Origin of the sequence: Actinoplanes sp. M2I2, assembly GCF_023544445.1 — a bacterium.
Taxonomy (GTDB): Bacteria; Actinomycetota; Actinomycetes; order Mycobacteriales; family Micromonosporaceae; genus Actinoplanes.
The window spans coordinates 183,731-207,187 of sequence record NZ_JALPVJ010000010.1; the positions used below are offsets into that span (position 1 = coordinate 183,731).

The 23,457-nt window shown below is 70.8% G+C and carries 22 protein-coding genes and 2 pseudogenes; 6 read left to right on the top strand and 18 right to left on the bottom strand.

The features are described 5' to 3' along the window. Nucleotides 1-45: 45 nt before the first annotated feature. Nucleotides 46-165 (top strand): annotated as a pseudogene (locus tag HJC40_RS46635) (hypothetical protein); the annotation flags it as partial. Continuing rightward, entirely contained in the window at nucleotides 147-848 is a 702-nt protein-coding gene (locus HJC40_RS21975; protein WP_250003180.1) for an alpha/beta fold hydrolase, read from the top strand. The pseudogene HJC40_RS46635 and the gene HJC40_RS21975, both read left to right, overlap by 19 nt. A 119-nt stretch (nucleotides 849-967) precedes the next feature. Here HJC40_RS21975 and HJC40_RS21980 read toward each other — a convergent pair whose 3' ends face one another. Next, nucleotides 968-1,276, bottom strand: coding sequence for a hypothetical protein (locus tag HJC40_RS21980; protein ID WP_250003182.1), 309 nt, complete (start codon nucleotides 1,274-1,276; stop codon nucleotides 968-970). A gap of 406 nt (nucleotides 1,277-1,682) precedes the next feature. Between HJC40_RS21980 and HJC40_RS21985 the strand changes: the two genes are divergently transcribed. Continuing rightward, the gene (locus HJC40_RS21985) at nucleotides 1,683-2,669 is read left to right on the top strand and encodes a glycosyltransferase (RefSeq protein WP_250003184.1); all 987 of its coding nucleotides are present in this window, start codon (nucleotides 1,683-1,685) and stop codon (nucleotides 2,667-2,669) included. 168 nt (nucleotides 2,670-2,837) lie between these two features. Here HJC40_RS21985 and HJC40_RS21990 read toward each other — a convergent pair whose 3' ends face one another. Continuing rightward, nucleotides 2,838-3,485: a 4a-hydroxytetrahydrobiopterin dehydratase gene (locus tag HJC40_RS21990; protein WP_250003186.1), complete on the bottom strand. Its 648-nt coding sequence runs from the start codon at nucleotides 3,483-3,485 to the stop codon at nucleotides 2,838-2,840. Between the two features lie 25 nt (nucleotides 3,486-3,510). Continuing rightward, complete coding sequence (locus HJC40_RS21995; RefSeq protein ID WP_250003187.1) at nucleotides 3,511-3,981, bottom strand: Lrp/AsnC family transcriptional regulator; 471 nt, start codon at nucleotides 3,979-3,981, stop codon at nucleotides 3,511-3,513. Nucleotides 3,982-4,078: 97 nt separating this feature from the next. On the opposite strand from HJC40_RS21995, the gene HJC40_RS22000 reads away from it, so the two are divergent. After that, entirely contained in the window at nucleotides 4,079-4,537 is a 459-nt protein-coding gene (locus HJC40_RS22000; protein ID WP_250003188.1) for a DUF2000 domain-containing protein, read from the top strand. A gap of 6 nt (nucleotides 4,538-4,543) precedes the next feature. Here HJC40_RS22000 and HJC40_RS22005 read toward each other — a convergent pair. After that, a pseudogene (locus HJC40_RS22005) lies at nucleotides 4,544-5,509 on the bottom strand (phosphotransferase family protein). Between the two features lie 73 nt (nucleotides 5,510-5,582). On the opposite strand from HJC40_RS22005, the gene HJC40_RS22015 reads away from it, so the two are divergent. Beyond that, nucleotides 5,583-6,278 carry an HAD family hydrolase gene (locus tag HJC40_RS22015; RefSeq protein ID WP_250003191.1) on the top strand — a complete coding sequence of 232 codons (696 nt, stop codon included), beginning with the start codon at nucleotides 5,583-5,585 and terminating at the stop codon, nucleotides 6,276-6,278. A 93-nt stretch (nucleotides 6,279-6,371) separates the two neighbouring features. Here HJC40_RS22015 and HJC40_RS22020 read toward each other — a convergent pair whose 3' ends face one another. From HJC40_RS22020 to HJC40_RS22040, 5 genes are all read right to left on the bottom strand, one after another. Next, a complete protein-coding gene (locus HJC40_RS22020; RefSeq protein WP_250003443.1) occupies nucleotides 6,372-6,959 on the bottom strand; it encodes an ATP/GTP-binding protein in 588 nt (195 codons plus the stop codon). A gap of 1 nt (nucleotide 6,960) precedes the next feature. Further along, complete coding sequence (locus HJC40_RS22025; RefSeq protein ID WP_250003444.1) at nucleotides 6,961-7,341, bottom strand: DUF742 domain-containing protein; 381 nt, start codon at nucleotides 7,339-7,341, stop codon at nucleotides 6,961-6,963. A gap of 91 nt (nucleotides 7,342-7,432) precedes the next feature. Then, nucleotides 7,433-7,837, bottom strand: a complete 405-nt coding sequence (locus HJC40_RS22030) for a roadblock/LC7 domain-containing protein (protein ID WP_014447580.1) — start codon at nucleotides 7,835-7,837, stop codon at nucleotides 7,433-7,435. Continuing rightward, entirely contained in the window at nucleotides 7,834-11,508 is a 3,675-nt protein-coding gene (locus HJC40_RS22035; RefSeq protein ID WP_250003192.1) for a sensor histidine kinase, read from the bottom strand. The genes HJC40_RS22030 and HJC40_RS22035 overlap by 4 nt, the downstream gene beginning before the upstream one ends. Before the next feature lie 435 nt (nucleotides 11,509-11,943). After that, nucleotides 11,944-13,029 carry an adenosine deaminase gene (locus HJC40_RS22040; protein WP_250003194.1) on the bottom strand — a complete coding sequence of 362 codons (1,086 nt, stop codon included), beginning with the start codon at nucleotides 13,027-13,029 and terminating at the stop codon, nucleotides 11,944-11,946. 26 nt (nucleotides 13,030-13,055) lie between these two features. On the opposite strand from HJC40_RS22040, the gene HJC40_RS22045 reads away from it, so the two are divergent. Then, nucleotides 13,056-13,904 (top strand): putative RNA methyltransferase, encoded by an 849-nt coding sequence (locus HJC40_RS22045; protein ID WP_284043531.1) that lies wholly within the window; start codon nucleotides 13,056-13,058, stop codon nucleotides 13,902-13,904. 132 nt (nucleotides 13,905-14,036) lie between these two features. Here HJC40_RS22045 and HJC40_RS22050 read toward each other — a convergent pair whose 3' ends face one another. From HJC40_RS22050 to HJC40_RS22090, 9 genes are all read right to left on the bottom strand, one after another. Continuing rightward, entirely contained in the window at nucleotides 14,037-14,717 is a 681-nt protein-coding gene (locus HJC40_RS22050) for a DUF4272 domain-containing protein (RefSeq protein WP_250003196.1), read from the bottom strand. Between the two features lie 6 nt (nucleotides 14,718-14,723). Further along, nucleotides 14,724-16,001: a thymidine phosphorylase gene (locus tag HJC40_RS22055; protein ID WP_250003198.1), complete on the bottom strand. Its 1,278-nt coding sequence runs from the start codon at nucleotides 15,999-16,001 to the stop codon at nucleotides 14,724-14,726. After that, nucleotides 15,994-16,716 (bottom strand): cytidine deaminase, encoded by a 723-nt coding sequence (locus tag HJC40_RS22060; RefSeq protein ID WP_250003200.1) that lies wholly within the window; start codon nucleotides 16,714-16,716, stop codon nucleotides 15,994-15,996. Before HJC40_RS22060 ends, HJC40_RS22055 begins: the two co-directional genes overlap by 8 nt. Before the next feature lie 30 nt (nucleotides 16,717-16,746). Continuing rightward, a complete protein-coding gene (locus tag HJC40_RS22065; protein ID WP_250003202.1) occupies nucleotides 16,747-18,015 on the bottom strand; it encodes an ABC transporter permease in 1,269 nt (422 codons plus the stop codon). 5 nt (nucleotides 18,016-18,020) lie between these two features. After that, nucleotides 18,021-19,280: an ABC transporter permease gene (locus HJC40_RS22070; protein ID WP_250003204.1), complete on the bottom strand. Its 1,260-nt coding sequence runs from the start codon at nucleotides 19,278-19,280 to the stop codon at nucleotides 18,021-18,023. Further along, the gene (locus HJC40_RS22075; RefSeq protein ID WP_308200929.1) at nucleotides 19,277-20,797 is read right to left on the bottom strand and encodes an ABC transporter ATP-binding protein; all 1,521 of its coding nucleotides are present in this window, start codon (nucleotides 20,795-20,797) and stop codon (nucleotides 19,277-19,279) included. The genes HJC40_RS22070 and HJC40_RS22075 overlap by 4 nt, the downstream gene beginning before the upstream one ends. 111 nt (nucleotides 20,798-20,908) lie before the next feature. Continuing rightward, nucleotides 20,909-22,006, bottom strand: coding sequence for a BMP family protein (locus HJC40_RS22080; protein ID WP_250003206.1), 1,098 nt, complete (start codon nucleotides 22,004-22,006; stop codon nucleotides 20,909-20,911). Nucleotides 22,007-22,220: 214 nt separating this feature from the next. Next, nucleotides 22,221-22,442, bottom strand: coding sequence for an SCO4848 family membrane protein (locus HJC40_RS22085; protein ID WP_250003207.1), 222 nt, complete (start codon nucleotides 22,440-22,442; stop codon nucleotides 22,221-22,223). Between the two features lie 22 nt (nucleotides 22,443-22,464). Continuing rightward, nucleotides 22,465-23,445 carry a hypothetical protein gene (locus HJC40_RS22090; RefSeq protein WP_250003209.1) on the bottom strand — a complete coding sequence of 327 codons (981 nt, stop codon included), beginning with the start codon at nucleotides 23,443-23,445 and terminating at the stop codon, nucleotides 22,465-22,467. Nucleotides 23,446-23,457: the final 12 nt, after the last annotated feature.

The window sequence follows — 23,457 nt, forward strand, 5'->3', positions numbered from 1 at the left end:
GACCTGTTCGTCCGCCGCTTCGGGCATCGCGATCTGCCCGTGCTGATGGTGATCCACGGCGGTCCGACCTGGGATCACAGCTATCTGTTGCCAACTGTCGCTGACCTGGTCGACACGGCCCAGGTCGTCCTGTTCGACCTGCGTGGTTGCGGGCGCAGCCACCGGACGCCCCCGATCGGGGACCTTGCGGAGAGCCGGCTGCAACCTCCCTTGCTCGCCGACGACGTCGCCGCGCTCTCCAGGGTTTGTCCGCCGGGCCCGTCGATGTGCTCGGATTCTCCTTCGGGGGCCGGATCGCCATGCGTCTCGTGGAGCAACATCCCGATGTCGTCAACCGGCTGATCCTGGCTTCGACCACGGCGTATGCCGACTTCGACGGCGAGCTCAGACAATCCGCCGAGTACCGGCAGCGCCGCCTCAGGTGTACCGACATCAGCTTCGACGACCCGGTGCTGACCGGGCCGTCAGCGCCGGACGGCGCCTTGAGCAGGGCGATGGCCAACGCTGACGCGCCCCTGCAGGTGTGGAGCCTCGACCGCCTCGACGCCTGGCGGCAGATCCTCGATCAAGTCCGCTTCACCAGTGACTACAACCGGCCTTACGCCAGTGGAGAGTTGCTGCCAGGCGGACCCGAGAACGCCCCCGGCGTGCTGTCGGACTGGGGCGGGCCGGTACTGATCCTGCACGGCGCGAAAGAGATGAGCTTCCCGATCGGGACAGCCCGGCGTCTGCACGCCGCATTGCCGGCCAGCACGCTGGCCGAGATACCCGACGCGGCCCGCATGGCGCACTTCGACAATCCGACCCGCTGGCTGGCCGCGATCCGCGAGTTCTTGGCGTCGTCCTAGGTGTTCTGCCACGACGGGCGGGGACTTCGAACTCAAGGACGCGGCGAGCTGTCCCCCGGACGCGCCTGCCTCGATCCTTCAGCCGCTCATGCCGCTGGGGAAGGCGGTCAGGGCTGATGTCACCGGCGACTGGTGGGACGTAGGAGCACGGCGTACAGATCACGGGATCCTGGCTCGTGGACGTTTCCGTCGGCATCGCGTCCGAGGGGAACCGACTCGCCGGCAGTGGGGAGATACCAGACCTCTTCCACATCGGCCAGCGGTGAACAGTCGTCCTCTCCTGCTTCGTCAGGCCCGACGACGACGACGGCTTCGCCGGGCAGGTCGGCCAGAATGGTGCGCAGCTCCGCAACGGTGATCGTCCCGAGGGTGAACATCGGATCCACCCGAGCGTTCTGATCCCGTACGTAAGTGTTGTCCTCGGGCATCCTGCCTCCGCTCGCCGTGACGTCACCATGATGTGCCGCTGTGTGACGATAGATGCCCAGGCTGTACGGGATTTCCGTGGCTGCGCTGTCAGGCGTGTCATGCCTCCCGAACCGTCATCCGGCCGTCACCCGGCCATCGCCCGGCCATCGCCCGGCCTGAGCAGTGCGCGGGACTCGGCGACGTCCGGCGGCTGAATCGGCGTGCTGCAGGGGTGGGCTGCGGAGTGGGAGCCGGGATCAGCTGACGTCCGGCGGCCGGATTTGCGGGGCAGATTCGGGCAGCGCCTATCACCGGATGGCGGCGGGGCGAGCGCTTTCCCAGCTACCCGGCGTCAGGGTCGACCGGGTGGGCGACGGGGTCGTCGTTACGCGTCAGGTCGGTGGTGGGTGGGTCGAACATGCAGGAGTGAGCATTCCGTTTCTGGCCGCCAGTCTGATCGTGCGCGACGAGGCGGTCGACCTGCCGGCCTGTCTGGCGTCGCTCGAGGGTGTGGTCGACGAGGTGCACGTCCATGACACCGGGTCGGTCGACGGAACCCCCGAGATCGCCGCAGAGCTCGGCGCGACCGTGACCGTCGGCCGGTGGACCGAGGACTTCGCCGCGGCCCGCAACGCCGCTCTGGACGGGTGGAGCGCTCTCTGGGTGCTGAGCGTGGACGCCGACCAGCGCTACCGGGGAGATCCGCGGGCCCTGCGGGCGATGCTGGCGGAGTGCCCGGCCGACGTCGTGGAAGTCGACGTCGACAACGAGCACGACGAACTGCCGTACACGAACTCGGCCACGCACCTGTTCCGGGCGGGCGCCGTTTGCTGGCAGGGGCGGGTGCACGAGCGGCTCGTCGGGGTGGACGGGCGTCCTCCGCACACGGTCGCGGCACCCCGGGAGGCCGTCGTGCTGCGGCACGGCGGCTACGCCCGTCCCGAGGTCCGCGCGGCCAAGGCCCTGCGGAACGCCGAGCTGGCCCGCCGGGCGCTGGCCGAGCTCACGCCCGAGGACCGTCCGCTCATCGCCCGGACGATGCTGGACCTGGGCCGCAGCCTCATCGGTGCCGGGCGCCGGCAGGAGGCGGCCGAGACCCTGGAGACGCTGCGGGAGCTCTTCCCGGGAACGCCGGAGTGGCTGCAGGGCACCGACTTCCTGGCCCGGCTGGTGCTGGCGGCCGGCCTGGACGAGGTCTGCCTGGTGCTGGTCGAGGATTTGCGCCGGGCCGGTGCCGGCCGGACCTACTGCGACTGGCTGGCCGCCCAGGCCGTCGTCCAGCTGGGCGACGTCGCCACCGCCGAGCGCCTGCTGGCCGGGGTGTCCGAGGTCGTCGACACCGGCGGGCGCCGCCCGCACCCGAGCGTCCTCCGCGAGATGCGCGGCCTGGTCAGCGCCCTGGCCCACGCCTGAGCGGCCCGGTCAGCGCGCTGACCCGCGCCTGAGCGGACGGGAGCGCACCTGGGAGGTGCTCACCGGTCAGGTGCGCACGTCGCCCCTGCTCGAGGCGCCGCGATCCTGCCAGGTGCGCACGTCGCCCCTGCTCGAGGCGCCGCGATCCTGCCAGGTGCGCACGTCGCCTCAGCTCGAGGCGCCGCGATCCTGCCAGGTGCAGAGGCACACCCGGTTGCCTTCGGGGTCGGCCAGCACCCAGAAGGCCGGCGCCTCGGCGTCGCTGACCAGCGTGCCGCCGGCGGCGACGGCCGCGTCGATGCGGGGCTGGACCTGGGCCGGGTCGATCCAGATGTCCGGGTGCCAGCGCTGCCGGGGCTCCTCGGAGCCGGAACGCTGGAACCAGATTGCCGGCAGCTGACCGGCCGGGTCCTGGAGATCGCCGTCGTCCGGCCGCATCGCGTAGACGGCCGCCCAGAACGGCAGGACCGTCTCGTGGGCCGGGCTGTCCAGCGCCCACTCGACGCGGGACACGTCGAGCACCGACAACCGCAGGCCCAGCGCGGACGCCACCGACGAGACGGCTCGGGCCAGGCGGACGTCGCGGGACGTCACGCCGCCGGTGTCGTGGCTGGTGAGGCGCAGGTCGACGGCGGAGTAGCGCAGGGTGACGTCGGGGTGGTGGTTCATCTGCTCGGCCACCTCACCGACGGCGTTGACCAGCGCCAGACCCGTACCGAAGTCTTTGGTCTCGATCCTCGTGTGCAGGCCGCCGGGCAGGTAGACCCAGCCGTCCAGCTTCTCCGCCGCGATCTGCTTTCCATCGAGCTTCGTCATGAGCCCATCCTCCCTCCGCGGGCGGTCAGCGGGAGGGACGGATCCGGTTGTTGCGGATGTGCTCGTAGACGATCGAGGTGCGCACGTCGGCCACCTCGGGCCGCTGAGTGAGCCGGTCGATCACGAACTCGTAGAGGCTGTCGTTGTCGGGGACGGCCACGTGCACGATGAAGTCGTCGGTGCCGGTCGTGACGTACAGCCCGAGCGTGTCGGGCAGGGTGCTGACCCACTCACGGAACGCTTCGATGTTGCGCCGCGACGGCGGCCGGATCCGGATGGCGATGAGGGCCTGCACCGGTCGCCCGATGGCCTTGAGATCGAGGTCGAGCAGGGCCCCGCGGATCACGCCGCGCTTGCGGAGGGCCCGGGTGCGGTCGAGCGCGGTGGTGGGCGAGACGCCGACTGCCGCGGCGACCTCCCGGTTGGTCTTCCGTGCATCCGACTGCAGTTCCCGCAGGATCGCCGTATCTAGTTCGTCCAGGTCCACCGTTTCCATCCTTCTGCCGAGACTAGTACGGAGTTGTTGCGGCTCAACCTAACACCTGCCTAGCATTCCGGTCGCAGGCTGCACAGACGCACGGAGAGAGCAGACAATGATCGGATTCACCGCGGACGAGATCGACCAGAGCGCGCCGACCCGCGCCGCCCGTTTGAAGTGGGTTGTCGTGGTCGACGGCGAGCTGCCCGCCGGGCGAGCGGCCAACGCCGCCATCTGCACCGCCGCGGCCACCACGCAGGCGGTGTCCGGCCTGCTCGGCGCGGCCGCCGTGGACGCCGACGGCAACCCGCACCCCGGGCTGCCCTGGGCCGGCTGCACCGTGCTCGCCGCCGACCCGGCCACGCTGCGCACGATCCGCGCCAAGGCCGCCGCTCGCGCCGACTTCTTCGTCGCCGACATGCCGGCCGCGGCCCAGCACACCCGTGTCTACAGCGAATATCTCGAGACGGTGGGTCGCACCGCGGCGGACGGCCTGGACTATTACGCGGTCAGCATCGTCGGACCGCGCAACCCGCTCGACAAGCTGGTCGGCAAGCTCCCGTTGCTCGGCTGAGGGCGCTCAGACCACCGCGGCCAGGGCCTTCCCGATGTTCAACTCGGCGAGATCGAGCATCCACCGCCGGTCCGGGAAGTCGGTGCCGGCGATCCGCAGCGGCCCCTCGATCAGCCCGATCACCTGGGCGAAGCGATAGAACTCGAGCCGGGCCGGATCGAGAGCGACCGGGCGCAACGACTCGTACGCGGACCCGAAGCGCAGCTGGAGGAAGGCGTGCTCCCACTCGACGTCGAAGTAGGTCACACCCTCGATGTCGATCATCACCGGCTCGTCCGCCGCCGACAGGAACACGTGGTCGGGGCCCAGTTCGCCGTGGATGAGGGCGTACTCGTGCCGGGCTGTGACGTGGCCGCGCAGAGCACGCAGGTGCTCGTCGATCCGGGGGCGGGCGGCCGCGAGCCGGTCGTCGCGGGTCGACACGCTGCCGAGGTGGAGCAGCGCGCGTTCCAGGATCATCTCCTCGGGCGGCCGGGTCTGGGCGACGGCCGGGTCCGGGCGGCCCCAGTCGGGACCGAACGTGGTGTGCATGCGCCGCAACGCCGTCGCCAGCGCGTCGACCGGTCCGGCGGCCGCAGCCGGATCCCGCTCCATCCTGGACTCGAGCGTCTCGCTGCCGACATCCTCGGCCAGCACGAGGTCGGCGTCGAGATGACGACGGTCGCGGTCGATCAGCAGCAGGTCGGGGACGCGGACGCCGGCCCCGGCCAGCAACGCCTGATTGCCGGCGAACAGGGAGGCCGCCGACGCGTCGGTGAACGGATCGTCCGGCACGGTGGCGGCCCCCGGCCAGTAGTTCTCCGCTTCCGCTCAGACATAGAGGACCACTGACGTGCCGTCATCGAGGACCAGCCGGTAGACGCCCTTCTTGGTGCCCCCGGTGAGGCGGGTCAGTGCGTTCACCCGCCGGTCGCTGCCGAAATGCTCCGCCATCAGCCCGGTCACGTCGTCGACAGTCACGAAAGCACGCATTGGTGCGATCCTGCCGACGCGTGTCACCGGGCACAACCGGTTTCCCGGGCCGGCCGCTTGCCATGATGTCCGGGTGCGCGCGATCGTCTTCGACTTCTTCGGCACGCTGACCGACCCGGCGGCCGAGGCCCACCGTCGGGCGTCCTTCGCTGGCACCGCCGAGGCCCTGGGCGTTCCGCTCGCCGACTTCTGGGCGGTGATGGCCGCGAGCTTTCCGGAGCGCATCGTCGGCTCGTACGGGGACACCCGCCACACGCTGCTGGCCATGGCTCGCCGCTGCGGCGTGGAGCCCACCGGCGACCGGCTTGACGCTGCCGTGGCCGCGCAGCGGGCCGGAGCCGAGCGGGTACGCGTTCCCCGGCCCGGAGCTCTAGAGCTGCTGGACCGCCTGCGCACCCAGGGATGGCGGCTGGGACTGATCAGCGACTGCTCCAGCGAACTGTGCGAGGCCTGGCCCACCACGCCGTACGCCTCGCGCCTGGACGCCGCCGTCTTCTCCTGGCAGGAGGGTTGCCGCAAGCCGGACCCAAGGCTGTACGCCACCGCGGCCGACCGGCTCGGGGTGGCCGCCGCCGACTGCTGGTTCGTGGGCGACGGCGGCAGCCGCGAACACGACGGCGCCCGCCGCGCCGGGATGCGGCCGGTGCTGGTGACCAACGCCGCGCATCCCGGGGCCGCGATGCTGCGGGCCGACCCCGACTCGTACCGGCCGGCGCTGACCATCGACGACCTGGTCGAGCTGCCGGCCCTGCTGGTCAGCACGTCCTGACGAAGCGACCCGGGAAAGACGGCGGCTCCGAAACGGCCGGAGGACATGGCGAAGCCCCGCTCCGACCTAGCGGAGCGGGGCTTCGACCGACTGTCAGGCGGGCGCGACCGCGCGTGTCCGACGCATCGTCAGCACATACTCGACCAGCGAGATGAGGACGTTCTTCGTCGACTCACGGTTGCGGGCGTCGCAGCTCACCACCGGGACGTCACTCGAGATCGCCAGCGCGTCCCGAACGTCCTGGGCGTTGTGATACTGCATGCCGTCGAAGCAGTTGATCGCGATCAGGTACGGAAGGCGACGGTGCTCGAAGAAGTCGATCGCGGCGAAGCAGTCGGCGAGACGCCGAGTGTCCACCATCACGACCGCACCGATCGCGCCCCGCACCAGCTCGTCCCACATGAACCAGAAACGCGTGTGGCCCGGTGTTCCGAACAAGTACAGAATCAGGTCGCGATCGATGCTGATTCGGCCGAAGTCCATGGCGACGGTGGTCGTCATCTTCCCCGGAACCTGCCGGTTGTCGTCGACACCCACACCCGCCGAGGTCATGATGGCCTCGGTGGTGAGCGGGGTGATCTCCGAGACCGAACCGACCAGCGTCGTCTTACCGACGCCGAACCCGCCGGCGATAACAATCTTCGCCGACGTCACGCGCCCCGCAGAGGGACGGTGCGACATGTCAGAGCCTGCGAAGTCCACTCAGCACCCTTTCCAGCAGTTCCGTGCCTACCGCGTCGGTCTCGTCGTCCAGCGAGGTGGGCTCGTACACCGCGACAAGACCATCAGTGGCCATGTCGGCGACGATGACTCGAGCCACACCGAGCGGCAGTTGCATGCGTGCAGCGATTTCGGCCAGCGACTGAACTCGGCCGCCGTCGCACATCGCCGCGATGTACTGATGCTCGCTTCCACCCTGCCCGCCGCGCATCATGCCAGATCGGCCGCGAACGGTTGTCTCGACCAGCGCTTCCAGCGCTATCTCAAGCTTCGGTCGGGTCCGACCACGGGTCACGGCGTACGGCCGCACCAGCGCGCCGGTCGGCTCATCGCGTTCGGGCATCGTCACCGCTCACCCCTTCCTCGAACCCCTAGAAGTGTCTCTTGTTGTCAACTTTTTGAACAGCGGCCGAAATAACCGGCCGGCTGCCCGTTCAGCCGAGGACGCCGGCCGCGGAACGCGGGGCCGGGGTGAGCGCCTCGCCGACACGGTCGACGAGGAGGGCCATCTCGTAGCCCACCTGGCCCACGTCGCAACTGCGCGCCGCGAGCACCGCGAAGGACGAGCCGTCCGAGATGGACATCAGGAAAAGGAACCCGTTGTCCATCTCGACCACCGTCTGGAGCACGGCGCCACCCTCGAAGCACCGCGCGGCGCCCTGAGTGAGGCTCACCAAGCCGGACGCGATGGCGGCCAACTGATCGGCGCGGTCCCGGGGAAGGTCCCGTGACGCCGCCAGGAGCAGGCCGTCAGCGGAGACCGCGATCGCATGTGCGACGCCGGGAACGCGGTCGGCGAAGTTGGCCAGGAGCCAACCGAGATCCTGCGTAGATGTCATGCCTCATGCTCCTTGCCAGCCTGCGAGGACTGCTGCCCTCCCGGAGTCTCCTCCGGGTTGGTCGATTCTTTGGTGCGTCCGCGCTGCACACCGCGGTGGTAGGCGGACAGCAGACCACGGACACCTTCGGGGGTACGGCGCTGGACGGATCGGTCTTCGCGATCGACCCCACCCGGCACGAGCTGCGCCATCGGGGTTCGCTTGGGCAGACCCGCCGTGGTCGTCGTATCGACTGCCACCTCGGCCGCCGCCTGAGCGGCCTGCCAGCCCGTGTCGGCCGCGGTCTGCCACGGGTTCGTGGCGACGCTTCCGTTCGAACTGTTGCCGTTGGAACTGATGCCGTTGGAACTGATCCCATTGGAACTGATCCCGTTGGAACCGGCGCCGTTGGCGGCGCCGACACCCACAGTAGCCGGATCCCGGTCGCGAGACTCGGGCGAGACGGCTTGCTGCGGCACGCCGATCGATCGCGACGGCTCCCCGGTCGGGATCCGCTGCGAGCTGACCGGCTCGTCGAGCCCGTTGGCCGACGGCTTGGCATCGGCCGGACGGGCCGTCGTGAACCAGGCCGACTCGAGCTCCCGGAAGATCGGCAGCTCCATCGTCTCGTCGGCGAACTGGCCCTGGTTGTTGTCCCGCTGACGGGCGGCCTGGGCCGCGGCGATCTGCGCCGCCGCCGTGGCCTGAGCCTCGGCGGCCTGCGCGGTCGCGGCCTCGTGAGCCGCCCGGGCCGCCGCGGACGCCCGCTGCGACTCGGCGCGCTCCGCCTCGGTCTGCGGGCCGCCCGACGTGGGGGCCGCGGACACCGGCGAGGCCGGCGGGGCGGACGCCGGGATCGGCGCGGTCTGCGGGTTGGTCGGGCGCTCGACCTGCGGGCGCTGGTCGCCACGCTGCTCGGGCCGGTAGCGCGGCAGCTCGGCGGTCATGTCGAGCGCGGCGGCCAGGCTCTCGGGCACGTGCGGGGCCGGGTTGTCCCGCTCCGGGGCGACCGGCGGCCAGACCGGCGGGGCGAACGACTGGGCACCGGTCGGCGGGGCCGAGACCGGAGGTTCCGATCCGGTCGGCGACGACGTCGGGCGGCCGCCGTAGGGCGGGCCGGACGGCACCGGCGGAGCCGAGACCGGAGGCACCGGCGGAGCCGACACCGGCGGCACGTACGGGTTGCGGCCCTGGATCTCGGGGTTGGCCGGCAGCTGGCGCGGGATGGTGGCGCCGAAGCCGTTGGCGTCGCCGTCGGGGCGGCCCTGGTCGCCGTTGCGGCGCTGCGGCAGCCCGTCGGGCGCGGTGGAGAAGCCCTGCGGCGACGACGGCGGACCGCCAGGACCGGACGGCAGCGGCGGGATGGCCTCGTTGCTGCGCGGGCCGTAGAAGCCGTTGCTGCCATTGCTGCCGTTGCCGTTCCCGTTGCCGCCGTTGAGCGAGCCGTTGGCGCCGAAGCCGTTGGACGACGCGCCGGTGAGGTCGGACCAGGCCGGCACCGAGCGGCCGTTGGTGCCGAGCATGCCGCCCGAGTTCATCGGCGGGTTCGGGTCGAACGGGCGACCGGTCGGGTAGCTGCCGCTCGGGTAGCCGCCGCGACCGCTCTCGAGCGCGAGCGGCTCGGGCATGCCCGGCCGGCCCTGCTCGTCGTAGCCGGCGCCGAGCTGTGCGCGGCCTCCGGGGAGCACGTTCTGGCCCTGGCTCGGGGTCAGCACCGAGAGCGGCAGACCGACCTCGGCCACCGTGCCCCGCTCGGTGTCGGCCGGGCGGAGCTCGACCTTGACGCCGTGCCGGTTGGCCAGCCGGGCGACCACGACCAGGCCCATCATGCGGGAGACGGCCACGTCGACCATGGGCGGGTTGGCGAGACGCTCGTTCAGCTCGCGCAGCTGCTCGCGGCTGATGCCGATGCCGCGGTCCTCCACCGAGAGCAGCGCGTCGTCGCCGAGCCGCCGGGCCTCGACGATGACCGTCGAGTTGGGCGGCGAGAAGGCGGTCGCGTTGTCGAAGAGCTCGGCGACCAGGTGGACCATGTCGTTGACGGCGTGCGCCGCCACCTCGATGTCCCGGTCGATCATGCCGAACTCGATGCGGGTGTAGTGCTCGACCTCGGACTGCGCGGCCCGGAGCACGTCGATCAGGGCCGCGGGCTCGCGCTGCACGCGGGTCGAGTCGGCGCCGGCGAGGACCAGGAGGTTCTCGTCGTTGCGGCGCATCCGGGTGGCCAGGTGGTCGAGCTGGAACAGCTCGGCCAGCCGGTCCGGGTCCTCCTCGCCGCGCTCCAGCCGGTCGAGGTGACCGATGAGCCGGTCGACCAGGATCTGGGAGCGGCGGGCGAGGTTGACGAACATCGTCGCGACGGAGGCCCGCAGGGCGGCCTGCTCGGCCGCGGTGCGGACAGCCTCGAGGTGGACCGCGTTGAACGCCTCGGTCACCTGACCGAATTCATCGCGGCTGCGTACCGGAAGCGGCTCGGCGATCTGGTCGGCGAGCTGAGCCGGGGTGAGCGACGTGGACAGCTGCGGATCGCGCAGCCGGCTCACCGCGTGGGGCAGGCCGAACTGGGCGACCGAGAGCGCACCCTGTCGCAGCTCGCGCAGCGAGCGGGCCATCGACCGGGCGACGAGCCACGCGAAGAGGATGGCCAGCAGCAGCATGCCGAGCAGGATGCTGGTCTCGAGGAAGACCCGCCGGTTCACGTCGTTACGAAGGTCGGTGGCCTGCGCGACGATCTCGGAGTCGATCCGGGACTCGACCGTGCGGAACTCGTCGTTGTACCCGGTCATCGCCTGTTCCCAGTTGGCGGTGTTGAACGGGATGTTGCGAACGTTCGCGCCCTGCAGACGGTCGAGCTGACCGGTGTAGTTGGTGGCGGCCCGGCCGGCCGGGAGGTTCTGGATGCGGTCGAAGGCCGTGACGTCCGGGGCGAGGCCGACGGAGTGCAGCGTGGTGCCCGCGAGTTCGAAGCCGGTGTCGGCGAGCAGGAAGTCGCGCCGCAACTGCTCGGTCAGCTGGCCCTCGCCTAGGATCTCGTGGCCGATGTCGCGCTGCTGGGCGATGTACTCCTTGGCGCGGGCCACGGCGGCGACCGACCGCAGGTGGTCGCTCAGCTCGGTGTCGCTGGCCAGCTGCGCGGCGGCGTCACGCACGCCGAGAAGGTCGTCGATGAGCTTGGTGTAGCTCTCCTCGACCACCTGCTCGGTGCCGGGCCGGTTGTTCGCGATCTGGCTGCGCTGAGCCGGCAGCTCTTCGAGGTTGCGGTCCAGGCGGAGCAACAGCGTGCTGACGTTCTCGGGGACGTCGTCGAGCGCCGCCTTCTGCTGCGAATACGGCGCCTTGGCCGCGTCGACCAGGGCGTTCTCGGCGCTGTACTGCTCTTTGGCCTTGGTGTAATCGGGGCTCTTGGTGTCCTTGATCGTGGTGATCATCATGCCGTAGGCGCGTTCGTTCTGCAGGTGGTCGACGAGACCACCGGCCGCCTCCGACAGCACCGAAAGGGTGCGGGCGCGCTCCGCGTTGTTGGCTTCCTCGATGTGGTCGACCAGGCCGCTGACGCCGACGATGATCGTCGCCAGGGTGGGCACCAACATGATCAAGCCAAGCTTCGACCAGATCGGCAGATCTCGCAGCCGATCGGCCGGGCGACGGAGACGCGACATGACGCCGGTCGCCGTCTGGGGGCGCTTGCTCACGTCACCGTCCTCCTGTTTCGGGCCCCGGCACTCGGCTCGCCGGGCGCCGCACACGGCCGACTGCCGCGTCGGGCCCCCGAGATTCCATCACGACGAGTGTCAAAGAGAAAGGGCCGCCGGACACGGACCGGTTGTGTGACGCGATGTTGCTCCGCCGAAGCGGGGACATCGCCGGTCGATATCACGGTATGTAGATGTGCCTGTTCTCTTGAGTCACTCAGACCAATCGAGCCGGCGCGGGGGTTACGCCGAACGATCGGGCCCGATCGTAAAGGATCGCGGCAGGAGAGACGATGGCGCGGTCGCGAACGATCGGCAAGGTGAGATGCCCGATTTCGCAACTTTTGTAGGCACCATTCTGGCCGAACGGATGATCAGTACCGCCGAACCGGCAATGTCGGTTGCCATCGGGCGATCGGGACCAAGCGTGCCCGGTCAGCCCAGGAGTTTGGCGTAACCAGGCTTGATGACCTCATTGATGATCGTCAGCCGCTCGTCGTACGGGATGAAGGCCGACTTCATGGCGTTGATGGTCAGCCACTGCAGATCGGTCCACCCCCAGCCGAAGGCCTCGCACAGCAGGGCCATCTCGCGGGACATCGACGTGCCGCTCATCAGCCGGTTGTCCGTATTCACGGTGACGCGGAAACGCAGATCGTGCAGCAGACCGATCGGATGCTCGACGATCGACGGCGCCGCTCCCGTCTGCACGTTGGACGACGGGCACAGCTCCAGGGGAATGCGCTTGTCCCGGACATACGCCGCGAGACGGCCGAGAACGATGTCGCCGTCCGGCGGCGTACCGGTGATGTCATCGACCAGACGCACACCGTGACCGAGCCGGTCGGCCCCGCACCACTGGAGCGCCTGCCAGATCGACGGCAGGCCGAAGGCCTCGCCCGCGTGGATGGTGAAGTGGAAATTCTCACGCTGCAGGTATTCGAAGGCGTCGAGGTGACGGGTGGGCGGGAAGCCGGCCTCGGCGCCGGCGATGTCGAAGCCGACGACCCCCGCGTCCCGGTAGCGCACCGAGAGCTCGGCGATCTCCTGTGAGCGGGCCGCGTGCCGCATCGCGGTCAGCAGCACGCCGATGCGGATGGGGGTGCCCTGCGCGGCGGCCTCGGCGGCGCCCTCGGCGATGCCGGCGTTCACCGCGTCGACCACCTCGTCGAGGGACAGCCCGCCCTCCAGGTGCTGCTCGGGCGCGTAGCGCACCTCGGCGTAGACCACACCGTCGGCGGCCAGGTCGAGCGCGCACTCCTTGGCCACGCGATGCAGCCCCTCGACCGTCTGCATGACGGCGACGGTGTGCGCGAACGTCTCCAGGTAGCGTTCCAGCGACCCGGAGTCGGCGGCCGCGACGAACCACTCGCCCAGCGCGACCGGGTCGGTGGTGGGCAACTGGTGGCCCACCCGGTCGGCCAGCTCCACGATGGTGGCGGGGCGGAGCCCGCCGTCGAGGTGGTCGTGCAGCAGCGCCTTGGGCGCCGGGACGATGTCGGAGAATGCGATGGCGGCCATCAGCCGAGCCTAGAGGCAGGAGACCAATGATCGACGGAGCATTGCCGCACCTGCGATGCCCGGTTTGCCGGCAGCCGCTCGAGCGCGACGACCGGACGCTGCGCTGCCCCCGGCGGCACAGCTTCGACATGGCCCGGCAGGGATACGCCGACCTCACCGCGGGCCGCATGCCGCACGTCGGCGACACCGCCGAGATGGTCGCCGACCGGGCCGCCTTCCTGGCCGCCGGTCATTACGACTTCATCGCCGACGCGCTCGCCGGTTCGACCGGCGGTTCGACCGGCGGTTCGACCGGCGGTTCGACCGGCGGTTCGACCGGCGGCAGCTTGATCGTCGACGCGGGTACCGGCACCGGCCACTACCTCGCCCACGTTCTCGAGGCCACGGCCGGCGCGACCGGGCTCGGCCTCGACGTCTCCAAACCGGGCCTGCGCCGGGCCGCCCGCGCGCACCCGCGGGCCGCGGCGGTGCTGACCGATCTGTGGCGCCCGCTGCCGATCGCGGACGGCGTGGCCGATGTCGTCCTCAACGTCTTCGCCCCGCGCAACGGCCCCGAGTTCCACCGCATCCTGCGCCCGGACGGGCTGCTGCTGGTGGTCACGCCGGAACCCGATCACCTGCGCGAACTGGTCGCCGCCCACGATCTGATCCACGTCGATCCCGACAAGGCGGCCCGGGTCCAGGACGCGTTGGGTGAGCACTTCAAGCTCGACCACACGATGCCGTTGCGTCGCGAGATGCGCCTGACCGCCACCGAAGCGCGCACCCTGATCGGCATGACCCCGAGCGCCCACCATCTCACCGAGGCCACCGCGCCGGACGGCCCGGCCACGGTGACGGCTTCCGTCCTGGTCACGGCCTATCGACCGGTTTGAGCGCGACCGCTCACGCACGTCGCCGTGACGCGGCGAGCGTTCTGGACGCGCAGCGGCCAGCTTGTTGCGTTGCGGCCCTCGGCGGGAGCAGCGATCCGTACACCCCGCCACGCTACGACCGCGCGGTCGACCTTAGATCGAGAGATCGACTTCTTCCCATTCGGCCGGTTTGTCGTGGTACGGGCCATGGAAAAGGACCGCCCACTCGAGTGCCCAGCGCCGTTGACCGATGGCGTTGCCGTCGATCTCACCGGGCAGCGGCACGCCCTCGTGCTCGGCCTCCTGGAAGGCCCAGTCGAGGCAGTAGTAGAGATCCAGGAGCACCGCGGCCTCGACCGGGTCCCGCGGGGACATCAGCGACCGCGACCGCCACTGCCCGAAGGTCTCCCCCGCAGGCAGGTCGGGCATCTGGGTCATCATCCGCCCCTCCGGCGGGGTCGTCGGGTCGAGATGCCCGCTCAGCCCGAGCAGCCAGGCCAGGGCGAAGACGGCGTCGTGATGCAGCACGAAGGATCGATGGTCACCCTTCGCGCCGATCACGAACTGCCATTCGGGCGGGGTGACCAGATCGACCAGGCGCGACCCGAGCAGCCAGCTCATCGCGGCCTCGGTGGGCATGCCGAAGCAGCGGGCCACGACCACGTGCAGGACCGCGGCCCGCGCCTCCAGCTCGGGGGTGGGACGCAGCTCGACCGTGTCGCCGGGCTCCCAGACCAGGGGGAACCCGGGCGGCGGTTGGGGCAGCCCGAGCCGGGCCACCTCGTCGAGGCTGGCCTCCCGGACGGCGCGCGGGTCGGGTACTGCCTTCTGCATGGTGGGTCAGGCTATGCGGTCGAGCACCAGATTCGTAAGAGCCGGCCGTTCCGTACCTACGACGATGGCCGCGGCCGCCTCCTCGCGGGCCGCCGGGATGCGGGCCGGATCGTCGGCCCGCAGCTCGAGCAGGACGTCACCGGCGCGCACCTCGTCGCCCGGCTTGACCTTGAGAAGCACGCCGGCGCCGAAGCTGACCGGATCTTCCTTACGGGCCCGTCCGGCGCCCAGACGCCAGGCGGCGATGCCGATCCCGTACGCGTCGACGCTGCTCACCACCCCGTCGGCCGGCGCCCGCAGCACCTCGGTCTCCCGCGCGACCGGCAGGGGCGCGGCCGGATCGCCGCCCTGGGCACGGATCATCGCGCGCCACGTGTCCATCGCGGCGCCCGACTCGAGCACCTTCGCGGGGTCGGCGTCGATCCCGGCGGCGGCGAGCATCTCGCGGGCGAGCGCCAGGGTCAGCTCGACCACGTCGGGCGGGCCCCCGCCGGCCAGCACCTCGACCGACTCGGTGACCTCGATCGCGTTGCCGACGGCCAGGCCGAGCGGGGTGTTCATGTCGGTCAGCAACGCGATCGTGGTGACCCCGCTGTCCTGACCCAGCCGCACCATCGTGCGCGCGAGCTCGCGCGCGGTGTCCAGGCTCTTCATGAACGCGCCCGAGCCGACCTTGACGTCGAGCACCAGGGCGCCGGTGCCCTCGGCGATCTTCTTGCTCATGATCGAGCTGGCGATCAGCGGGATGGCCTCGACCGTGCCGGTGACGTCGCGCAGGGCGTAGAGCTTGCGGTCGGCCGGGGCCAGGCCCTCGCCGGCCGCGCAGATGACCGCGCCGACGTCCTCGAGCTGCCGCTTGAACTCGTCGTTGCTGATCGAGGCCCGCCAGCCGGGGATGGACTCGAGCTTGTCCAGGGTGCCGCCGGTGTGCCCCAGCCCCCGGCCGGAGAGCTGCGGCACGGCCGCGCCGCAGGCGGCGACCAGCGGGGTGAGGGGCAGCGTGATCTTGTCGCCGACGCCGCCGGTGGAGTGCTTGTCGGCGGTCGGGCGGGTGACCGCGGACAGGTCCAGCCGTTCCCCGCTGGCGATCATCGCGGCGGTCCAGCGGGCGATCTCGGCGGGCGTCATGCCGCGCAGCAGGATGGCCATGGCCAGCGCGGACATCTGCTCGTCGGCGACCACCCCCCGGGTGTACGCGTCGACGACCCAGTCGATCTGGGCGTCGCTCAGCACGTGCCCGTCCCGCTTGGCCCGGATGACGTCGACCGCGGCGAACTCAGTCATTGCTGTCCTCTTCCCATGTAACCGGGATGCCCTCGGGCGGCGCGCCCTCTCCGGCCCAGGCCAGTCCGCCGGCGGCGTCCACGACCACGATGCGCGGGGTGCGCACCCGGCCCCAGGCCACCGCCTCGGCCGCGACCGGGAAGTTGGGGCCCTCCTCGAGCACGCCCTTCTCGGCGTCGCTCTCGGCGGGACTGCCACCCGACCGCTCCCAGTAGGCGGTCCAGACAGTCTCGCCGCCGGACAGGTCCGGGTGCACGAAAACGGTGCCCCGGCCGCGCCATTTGGCCAGTTCGTTGGGGACCTCGGGAACGGGCGCGGCGCCGTTGACCCGTTCCAGGTCCTCGAAGCCGAACGCGTGCGGCAGCAGTTCGGCCAGGCGCAGCGGCCCGGTGTGCCACGCGACCAGCATCTCGGGGCCGCCGTTCTCCCACAGCAGCTGGCGGCAGCGCCCGCACGGCATCAGGGGCCCGCCGGTGGCGTCGACGCACGAAAACGCCACCAGCCGCCCGCCCCCGGTCATGTGCAGCTGGCTGACCAGCCCGCACTCCGCGCACAGCCCCACGCCGTAGGACGCGTTCTCCACGTTGCACCCGACGACCACGCGGCCGTCGTCCACGAGCGCCGCCGCACCGACCGGGAAGTCGGAGTAAGGCGCGTACGCGTGCCGCATGGCGTCGGTGGCGGCAGCCCGCAACCCAGCCCAGTCGATCTCCATGGTGCAAATTGTGCCTGACGTGCTCCGACGTCAGCTCTTGACGTAGGGCACACCGTCGGCGGCGGGCGCCCGCACCCGGCCCACCAGACCGGCCACGGCGATGATCGTCGCGATGTACGGCAGCATGTTGAGGAACTGGTTGGGCACCGGGCTGCCGACCGCGCTCAGGTAGTTCGCCAGTTTCTGCGCGAAGCCGAAGAACAGCGCCGCGCCGAGCGCCCCGAACGGCGTCCACCGCCCGAAGATCAGGGCCGCCAGCGCGATGAAGCCGGCGCCGGCCGTCATGTTCTTGTTGAACGCCCCGGTCGAGACCAGCGTGAAGTACGCCCCTCCGGCGCCGGCGACGACACCGCCGAGCAGCACGTTCAGGTATCGCAGACCACGCACCCGGACACCGACCGTGTCGGCCGCCGTGGGGTGCTCGCCGACCGCGCGGGTGCGCAGGCCCCAGCGGGTGCGGGTGAGCCCGAAGTGGATGACGAGGACCAGCGCGAGCGCCAGCCAGACCAGCAGGTTGGTCTCGAACAGCACCGGCCCGATCACCGGGATGTCGGCCAGCCCGGGGATGCGCCACTCGGGCAGCCGCGGGGGCGCGTTGTACTTCAGCGCGTCGGGCTGCATCAGACGCTCGTAGAGGAAGCCGGTGACGCCCAGCGCGAGCAGGTTGAGCACGATGCCGACGACGACCTGGTCGACCAGGAAGCGGATGGCCAGCACGGCCAGCAGCGCGGCGATCACGACACCACCGACGACCGCGCTGATCAGCCCGGCCCACACGCTGGTGGCCAGCGTGCCGACCAGCGCGGCGCCGAACGCGCCCATCAGGAACTGGCCCTCGATCGCCACGTTGACCACGCCGGACCGCTCGCAGAGCACGCCGGCCAGGGCGCCCAGGATCAGCGGCAGCGCGAGCTCGAGCGAGCCGCTGGCCGTGTCGACCAGCGGGAGGAACTTGCCGGCCACCTGCCAGCACAGGAACGAGAAGACGAAGGTCACGATGCCGACGCTGAGCAGCGTGGTCTGCCAGCGCTTGGCCACGCCGGCCAGCATCGCGGCGCCGGTCGCGATCGTGACGACGCCGAACAGGATCGCCCCGAACTGGCCGTTGATCGAGAGCGCGGCGCCCTCGGCGTCCTCGCTGAGCGTGAAGCGGGCCGTCGCCGAGTCGGCGAGCGAACCGAAGATCACGGCCGCGATCAGGCCGATGATCACCAGGGCGGCGCCGAGCCGGCGCTGCCGATTCCAGAACCGGACCGGGGCGGTCGCCTCGGCCAACTCGTCCGCGGTCGTGGTCGACACGCCGCTCACCAACCCTTCGCCATGGACGCGCCGAGCCGCGCGGTGCGCGCATCGCGGAGCTGGAAGATGGCCTTCACCAGGGCGGGCGCCGCGATGAAGATGACGATGAGGGCCTGCAGCACGGTGACGAGCTCGAGCGAGACGCCCACGTCGACCTGCATCAGGTTGCCGCCGGCCCGCAGCCCGCCGTAGAGGATCGCGGCGAACAGGGTGCCCCACGGCCGGTTCCGGCCGAGCAGGGCCACCAGCAGGCCGTCGAAGCCGATGTTGCCGGCCACCTGCCCGGTCAGCCGGTCGGCCGTGCCGAGCACCTGGACCGCGCCGCCGAGACCGGCCAGCCCACCGGCCACGACCATGAGCCAGATGTACGTGCGACCGACGCTCATGCCGGCCGTGCGGGCGGCCGGCGGGTTCACGCCCACGGCGCGCAGCTCGAAACCGAACGAGGACCGGTTGACCAGCCAGGCCACCCCGGCGGTGACCAGGACGGCGAGCACGATGCCGAGGTGCACGCGCAACGGCTGGGGCAGCGACGGCAGCGCCGCGCTGGACTCGATCGTCTTGCTGACCGCGTCGGTGCGGTCGGGGTCCTGCACGCCGTTCTGCAGGATCAGCCAGCCCAGGAAGAGCGTGGCCGTGTAGTTGAGCATGATCGTGGTGATCACCTCGTGGGCGCCGGTGCGGGCCTTGAGCAGGCCGGGCAGGAAGCCCCAGAGGGCGCCGCCGATCAGACCGGCGGACAGCGCGACGAGCAGGTGCAGCCCGGCCGGCAGCCCGATGGCGAAGCCGGCCACCCCGGCGGTGACGCAGCCGATGACCGCCTGGCCCTGACCGCCGATGTTGAACAGGCCACCGCGGAACGCGATCGCCACCGACAGACCGGTGAAGACCAGCGGGGCGGCGTAGGTCAGGGTCTCGGAGAGCGGGTTGAGCGCGGTCTTCCAGTCGCCCGAGCCGTCGAACCAGGCCTGCACGGCGGCCGGGTCGAAGATCGCCCCCTTGAACAGGTCGGCGTAGGCCTGGCTGATCAGGTCCCAGCTCGCGGTGAGGGCGTCGCTGGGCCGGGCGGTGAAGTAGGAGAACGTCGCGAGCACCTCGGAGTCGGAGATCACGATCAGCACCGCGCCGATGAGCAGCGCCAGGAAGATCGACAGGATCGTCACCACGACGGTGTTGGCCGACCAGAGGTTGTGCAGGAAGAGGCCGAAGAAGGACTCCTCCTTACCGCGCTCCTCCTCCTTCTTCTCAGGAGCTTCGGTGGTCACTCGCTGTCCTCTTCTTCGTTCCCGGCGCCGGTGACGCCGGCCATGAGCAGCCCGATCTCCTCGCGCGGCGTGTCCGGTGAGACGACGGCCAGGATGCGGCCCCGATACATCACCGCGATGCGGTCGGCCAGGCCGACTACCTCGTCCAACTCGCTCGAAACCACCAGGACGGCGGTGCCGACGTCCCGCTCGTGGATGATCTGGTTGTGGATGAACTCGATCGAGCCGACGTCCACGCCGCGCGTCGGCTGCGACGCGACCAGCAGCTTGAGCGGGCGGGACATCTCGCGGGCGACCACGACCTTCTGCTGGTTGCCGCCCGAGAGGGTGCCGACCGCCGACTGCGGTGACGAGGTGCGGATGTCGAACTGGGTCACGCGCTCACGCGCGGACTCGTCGATCGCCTTGGGGTTGAGCTTCCAGCCGTTGCCGAACGGCGCCCGGTCGTACAGGTCGAGCACCAAATTTTCGGCGACGGTGAAGTCCTTGACCACGCCGTCGAGGCTGCGGTCCTCGGGAACGTAACCGACGCCCGCGCGCAGCACCTGCCGGGTGGTGCGGCCGGCCAGGTTCTGATCCTCGAGCTCGACCGCGCCGGCCCGCACCTCGCGCAGACCCATGATGGCCTCGACCAGCTCGGTCTGCCCGTTGCCCTGGACGCCCGCGATGCCGAGCACCTCGCCCGAGCGGACGACCAGGTCGACGCGGTCGACGGCGCGGATGCCCCGGTCGTCGTCGACGATCAGCCCGGAGACCTTGAGCACCTCGCGGCCGGGGTCGGCCGGGGTCTTGGTCACCTCGAGGTTGACGTCGCGGCCGACCATGAGCGCGGCCAGCTCGTCGGTGGAGGTGTCGGGCGACGCGGTGCCGACCGTCCGGCCGCGCCGGATCACCGTGATCCGGTCGGCGATGGCCTTGACCTCGCGCAGCTTGTGAGTGATGAAGACGATCGACTTGCCGGTCTCGGCCAGCGACCGCATGACCGCGAGCAGCTCGTCGGTCTCCTGCGGGGTCAGCACGGCGGTCGGCTCGTCGAGGATGAGCAGGTCGACGTCGCGGGTCAGGGCCTTGACGATCTCGACCCGCTGCTGGGCGCCGACCGGCAGATTCTCGACCAGGGCGTCCGGGTCGACCGGCAGGCCGTACTTGCGGGAGGTCTCCAGCACGTCGCGCCGGCTGCGGCGGCGGTCGAGCCAGCCGAGCGGGCCGCCGCGCACCTCCTCGGCGCCGAGGGCGATGTTCTCGGCCACGGTGAAGACAGGGACCAGCATGAAGTGCTGGTGGACCATGCCGATGCCGGCGGCGATGGCGTCGCGGGGACTGCGGAAGACCTTCTTCTCCCCGTCCACCAGGATCTCGCCCTCGTCCGGCTGGAGCAGGCCGTAGAGCTGGTTCATCAGCGTCGACTTGCCGGCGCCGTTCTCGCCCAGCAGGGCGTGCACCTCACCGGGCTCGACGGTGATGTCGATGTGGTCGTTGGCCACCAGGTCGCCGAAGCGCTTGGTGATGCCGCGCAATTCGAGTCTCAGCGGAATCTCCTGACTTCGACGGCTGACAAGGGGCGACCGCCGCCCGGCCACGAGAAATCCTCGCAGCCGTGCGGCGGCCGAATGTTACCCAGTAATGGCTCAGGCCGGAGCGCTGGCCGACTCGACCTTGATCGTGCCCGCGACGATGTCGGTCTTGAGCTTCTCGACCTCGTCCTTCAGGCCCTGGTCGATCTTGCTGTCGAACTGGTTGTACGGCGCCAGCGAGACACCGTTGTTCTTCAGCGTGCCCAGGTAGCCCGGGCTCGCGTTCAGCGGCTGGCCGGTGGCGCCGGCGACGACGGCGGTCTCGACCGCGTCGGTGATGTTCTTGACCACGGTGGTCAGGAAGACGTCACAGTCCTGCGCCGCGCTCTGGCAACCGTCCTGGTCGACCCAGACGATCGACACCTTGCCGCTGGAGGCCTTGGCCACCTCGGCCGCGCCGAGGCCGGTGCCGCCGGCCACCGGCATGATCACGTCAGCCCCCTGGGCGACGAACGTGCTGGCCAGCGCCTTGCCCTTGGCCGGGCTGGCGAAGTCCTCGGCGAAGCTGCCGTTCTGCTTGGCCTTGTCCCAGCCGAGCACCTGGACGTTCTTGCTCTTGGCCTTGTTGTACTGCGCCACACCGTCGGCGAAGCCGTCCATGAAGATGGTCACCGGCGGGATCTTGAGCCCGCCGAAGGTGGCCACCTTGCCCGACTTGGAGTAGCCCGCGGCGAGGTAGCCGGCCAGGAACGCCGCCTCCTGCGTGGCGAACTGCATCGGGAAGACGTTCGTGGCGCCCTGGATCGAGCTGTCCACGATGCCGAACTGCTGGCTCGTGTTCTGCGCCGCGACAGCCTTGGTGGCGTCGCCCATGAGGCCGCCGACCGAGAGGATGAAGTTGCACTTCTGGGTCACGAAGCCGCGCAGGTTGGGTTCGTAGTCGGCCTCGGCGGTCGACGCGACGTACTTCGGGTCGACGCCGGGCGACTGGGCCTTGGCGGCCTGGAGCCCGGCCCACGCGGACGCGTTGAACGACTTGTCGTCGATGCCACCGGTGTCGGTGACCATGCAGGCCTTGTATGCAGCAGCGGCGGCACTCGAGCTGCCGCCGGCAGGGGTCTCGTCAGGCGCGTCGCTGCAGGCCGCGGCGGCGAGCGTCAGCCCACCTGCCGCGAGCAGCGCAACGAGCCGGTTCCCACGTACTGGGCGCAAGACGCCCCTCCTTCCAACGCCCACCGGCACGTGCCGGTGAGTCTTCACCGCGCGAGCGTAGCCGCAGGCCAGAACGTCGTCGGCAGTTTGGTCCGGACTGTTGGCGCACCGTTATCCGCCCGCAACCGCCGAGCACACGAGGCGTGGCTTCTATCCGCTAGTGCGGCAAATCATCGGCACCGGCGGTAACGGACCGGAAACCTTGCGGCGTGGGTCAGGACTTCCGCCAGGCTTTGACGCCCAGCACACCGACAACGGTGCCGATCGCGAGCGAGGCGACGATCAGCACCGCGTGGATCAGCAGGAAGGCGGTCGGCCGCCCGTCGGCGAACGAGCGGTCGTCCTTCCAGATGGCCAGGCCGAACCGGGGCCAGATGACCCACGTCCAGACCCCGACCCCGGTCAGGAAGACCGCCCACCGCCGCGAGATGACCATGCGCCAACTATTCCAGCGGTCGTCAGCCGGCCGGAACGAGGCCGGGCCGGCCGGCTGCGAGCCGCGGCTCGGCCGGACCCGCCGAGGTGAGCCCGCGGCGGCCGATCAGGGTCAGGAGCAGACTCCCCACCGCGTACGCCGAGAGCACCGACACCGCGAAGGCCGAGCCGGCGCCGTCGAAGTAGGCGACCGACCGCAGCAGGGTGGCGCCCGCGCCGATCGGCAGCCACTGGCCGAGCTCGCCCCACGGCTGCGGCAGCAACTCGGGAGCCGCCGCGATGCCGGCGAGCGCGTTGCCGATCAAGAACATGACCAGCGCGCCGAGCCCGAGCCCACCCCGGTCGAGCACAGCGGCCAGCCCCGTCATGGCGGCGGAGACGGCCAGCGCGAACAGTCCCAGCGCCGCGGCGACGGCGAGGTACCCGCCCGGCAGGATGTCGAGCCAGCCCTGCTGCACCGCGGCGGTGGAGAAGCCGGCCAGAACCCCGTAACTCAGCAGCGCGAGCAACCGGGCCGCGCGCCGCCGGACGAGCAGGAAGACCAGGACACCGGCGAGCAGGCTGGTGATGGCCAGCGGCAGGAAGCCACCCGCGAACCCGGCGCCGCGGGGGTCGTTCGCGTCGAGCGGCACGACGTCACGGACGGCAACCTGGGGGCCGAGCCCGGCGGCGGCCTGGGTGAGCAGCGCCGCCACGGTGGGCGAGGCGGCCGAGGCCACGTGCATCTCGGGCCCGGCCGGGGACACCAGCACCGCTCCGTAGACCTCGCGGTTGCGGATGGCCGCGTCGGCGGCGCCGGCGTCGGCGACCACGCGGACGTCGAACGCGCCGGGGTGCGCGGCCTCGAGCTGGGCGACCAGCGCGGGTGGCCCGGCGACCGCGAGGGGCAGGTCACGGGGAGCGATGTTGGCCGCCGGGGCGGCGAAGAGCGGGACGAGGAGCGCTTGGACGGCGACCACGAGGATCGCGATGAGCACGCCGAGGGCCAGGGGCTTACGTTGCATGGCTGTCTCCCT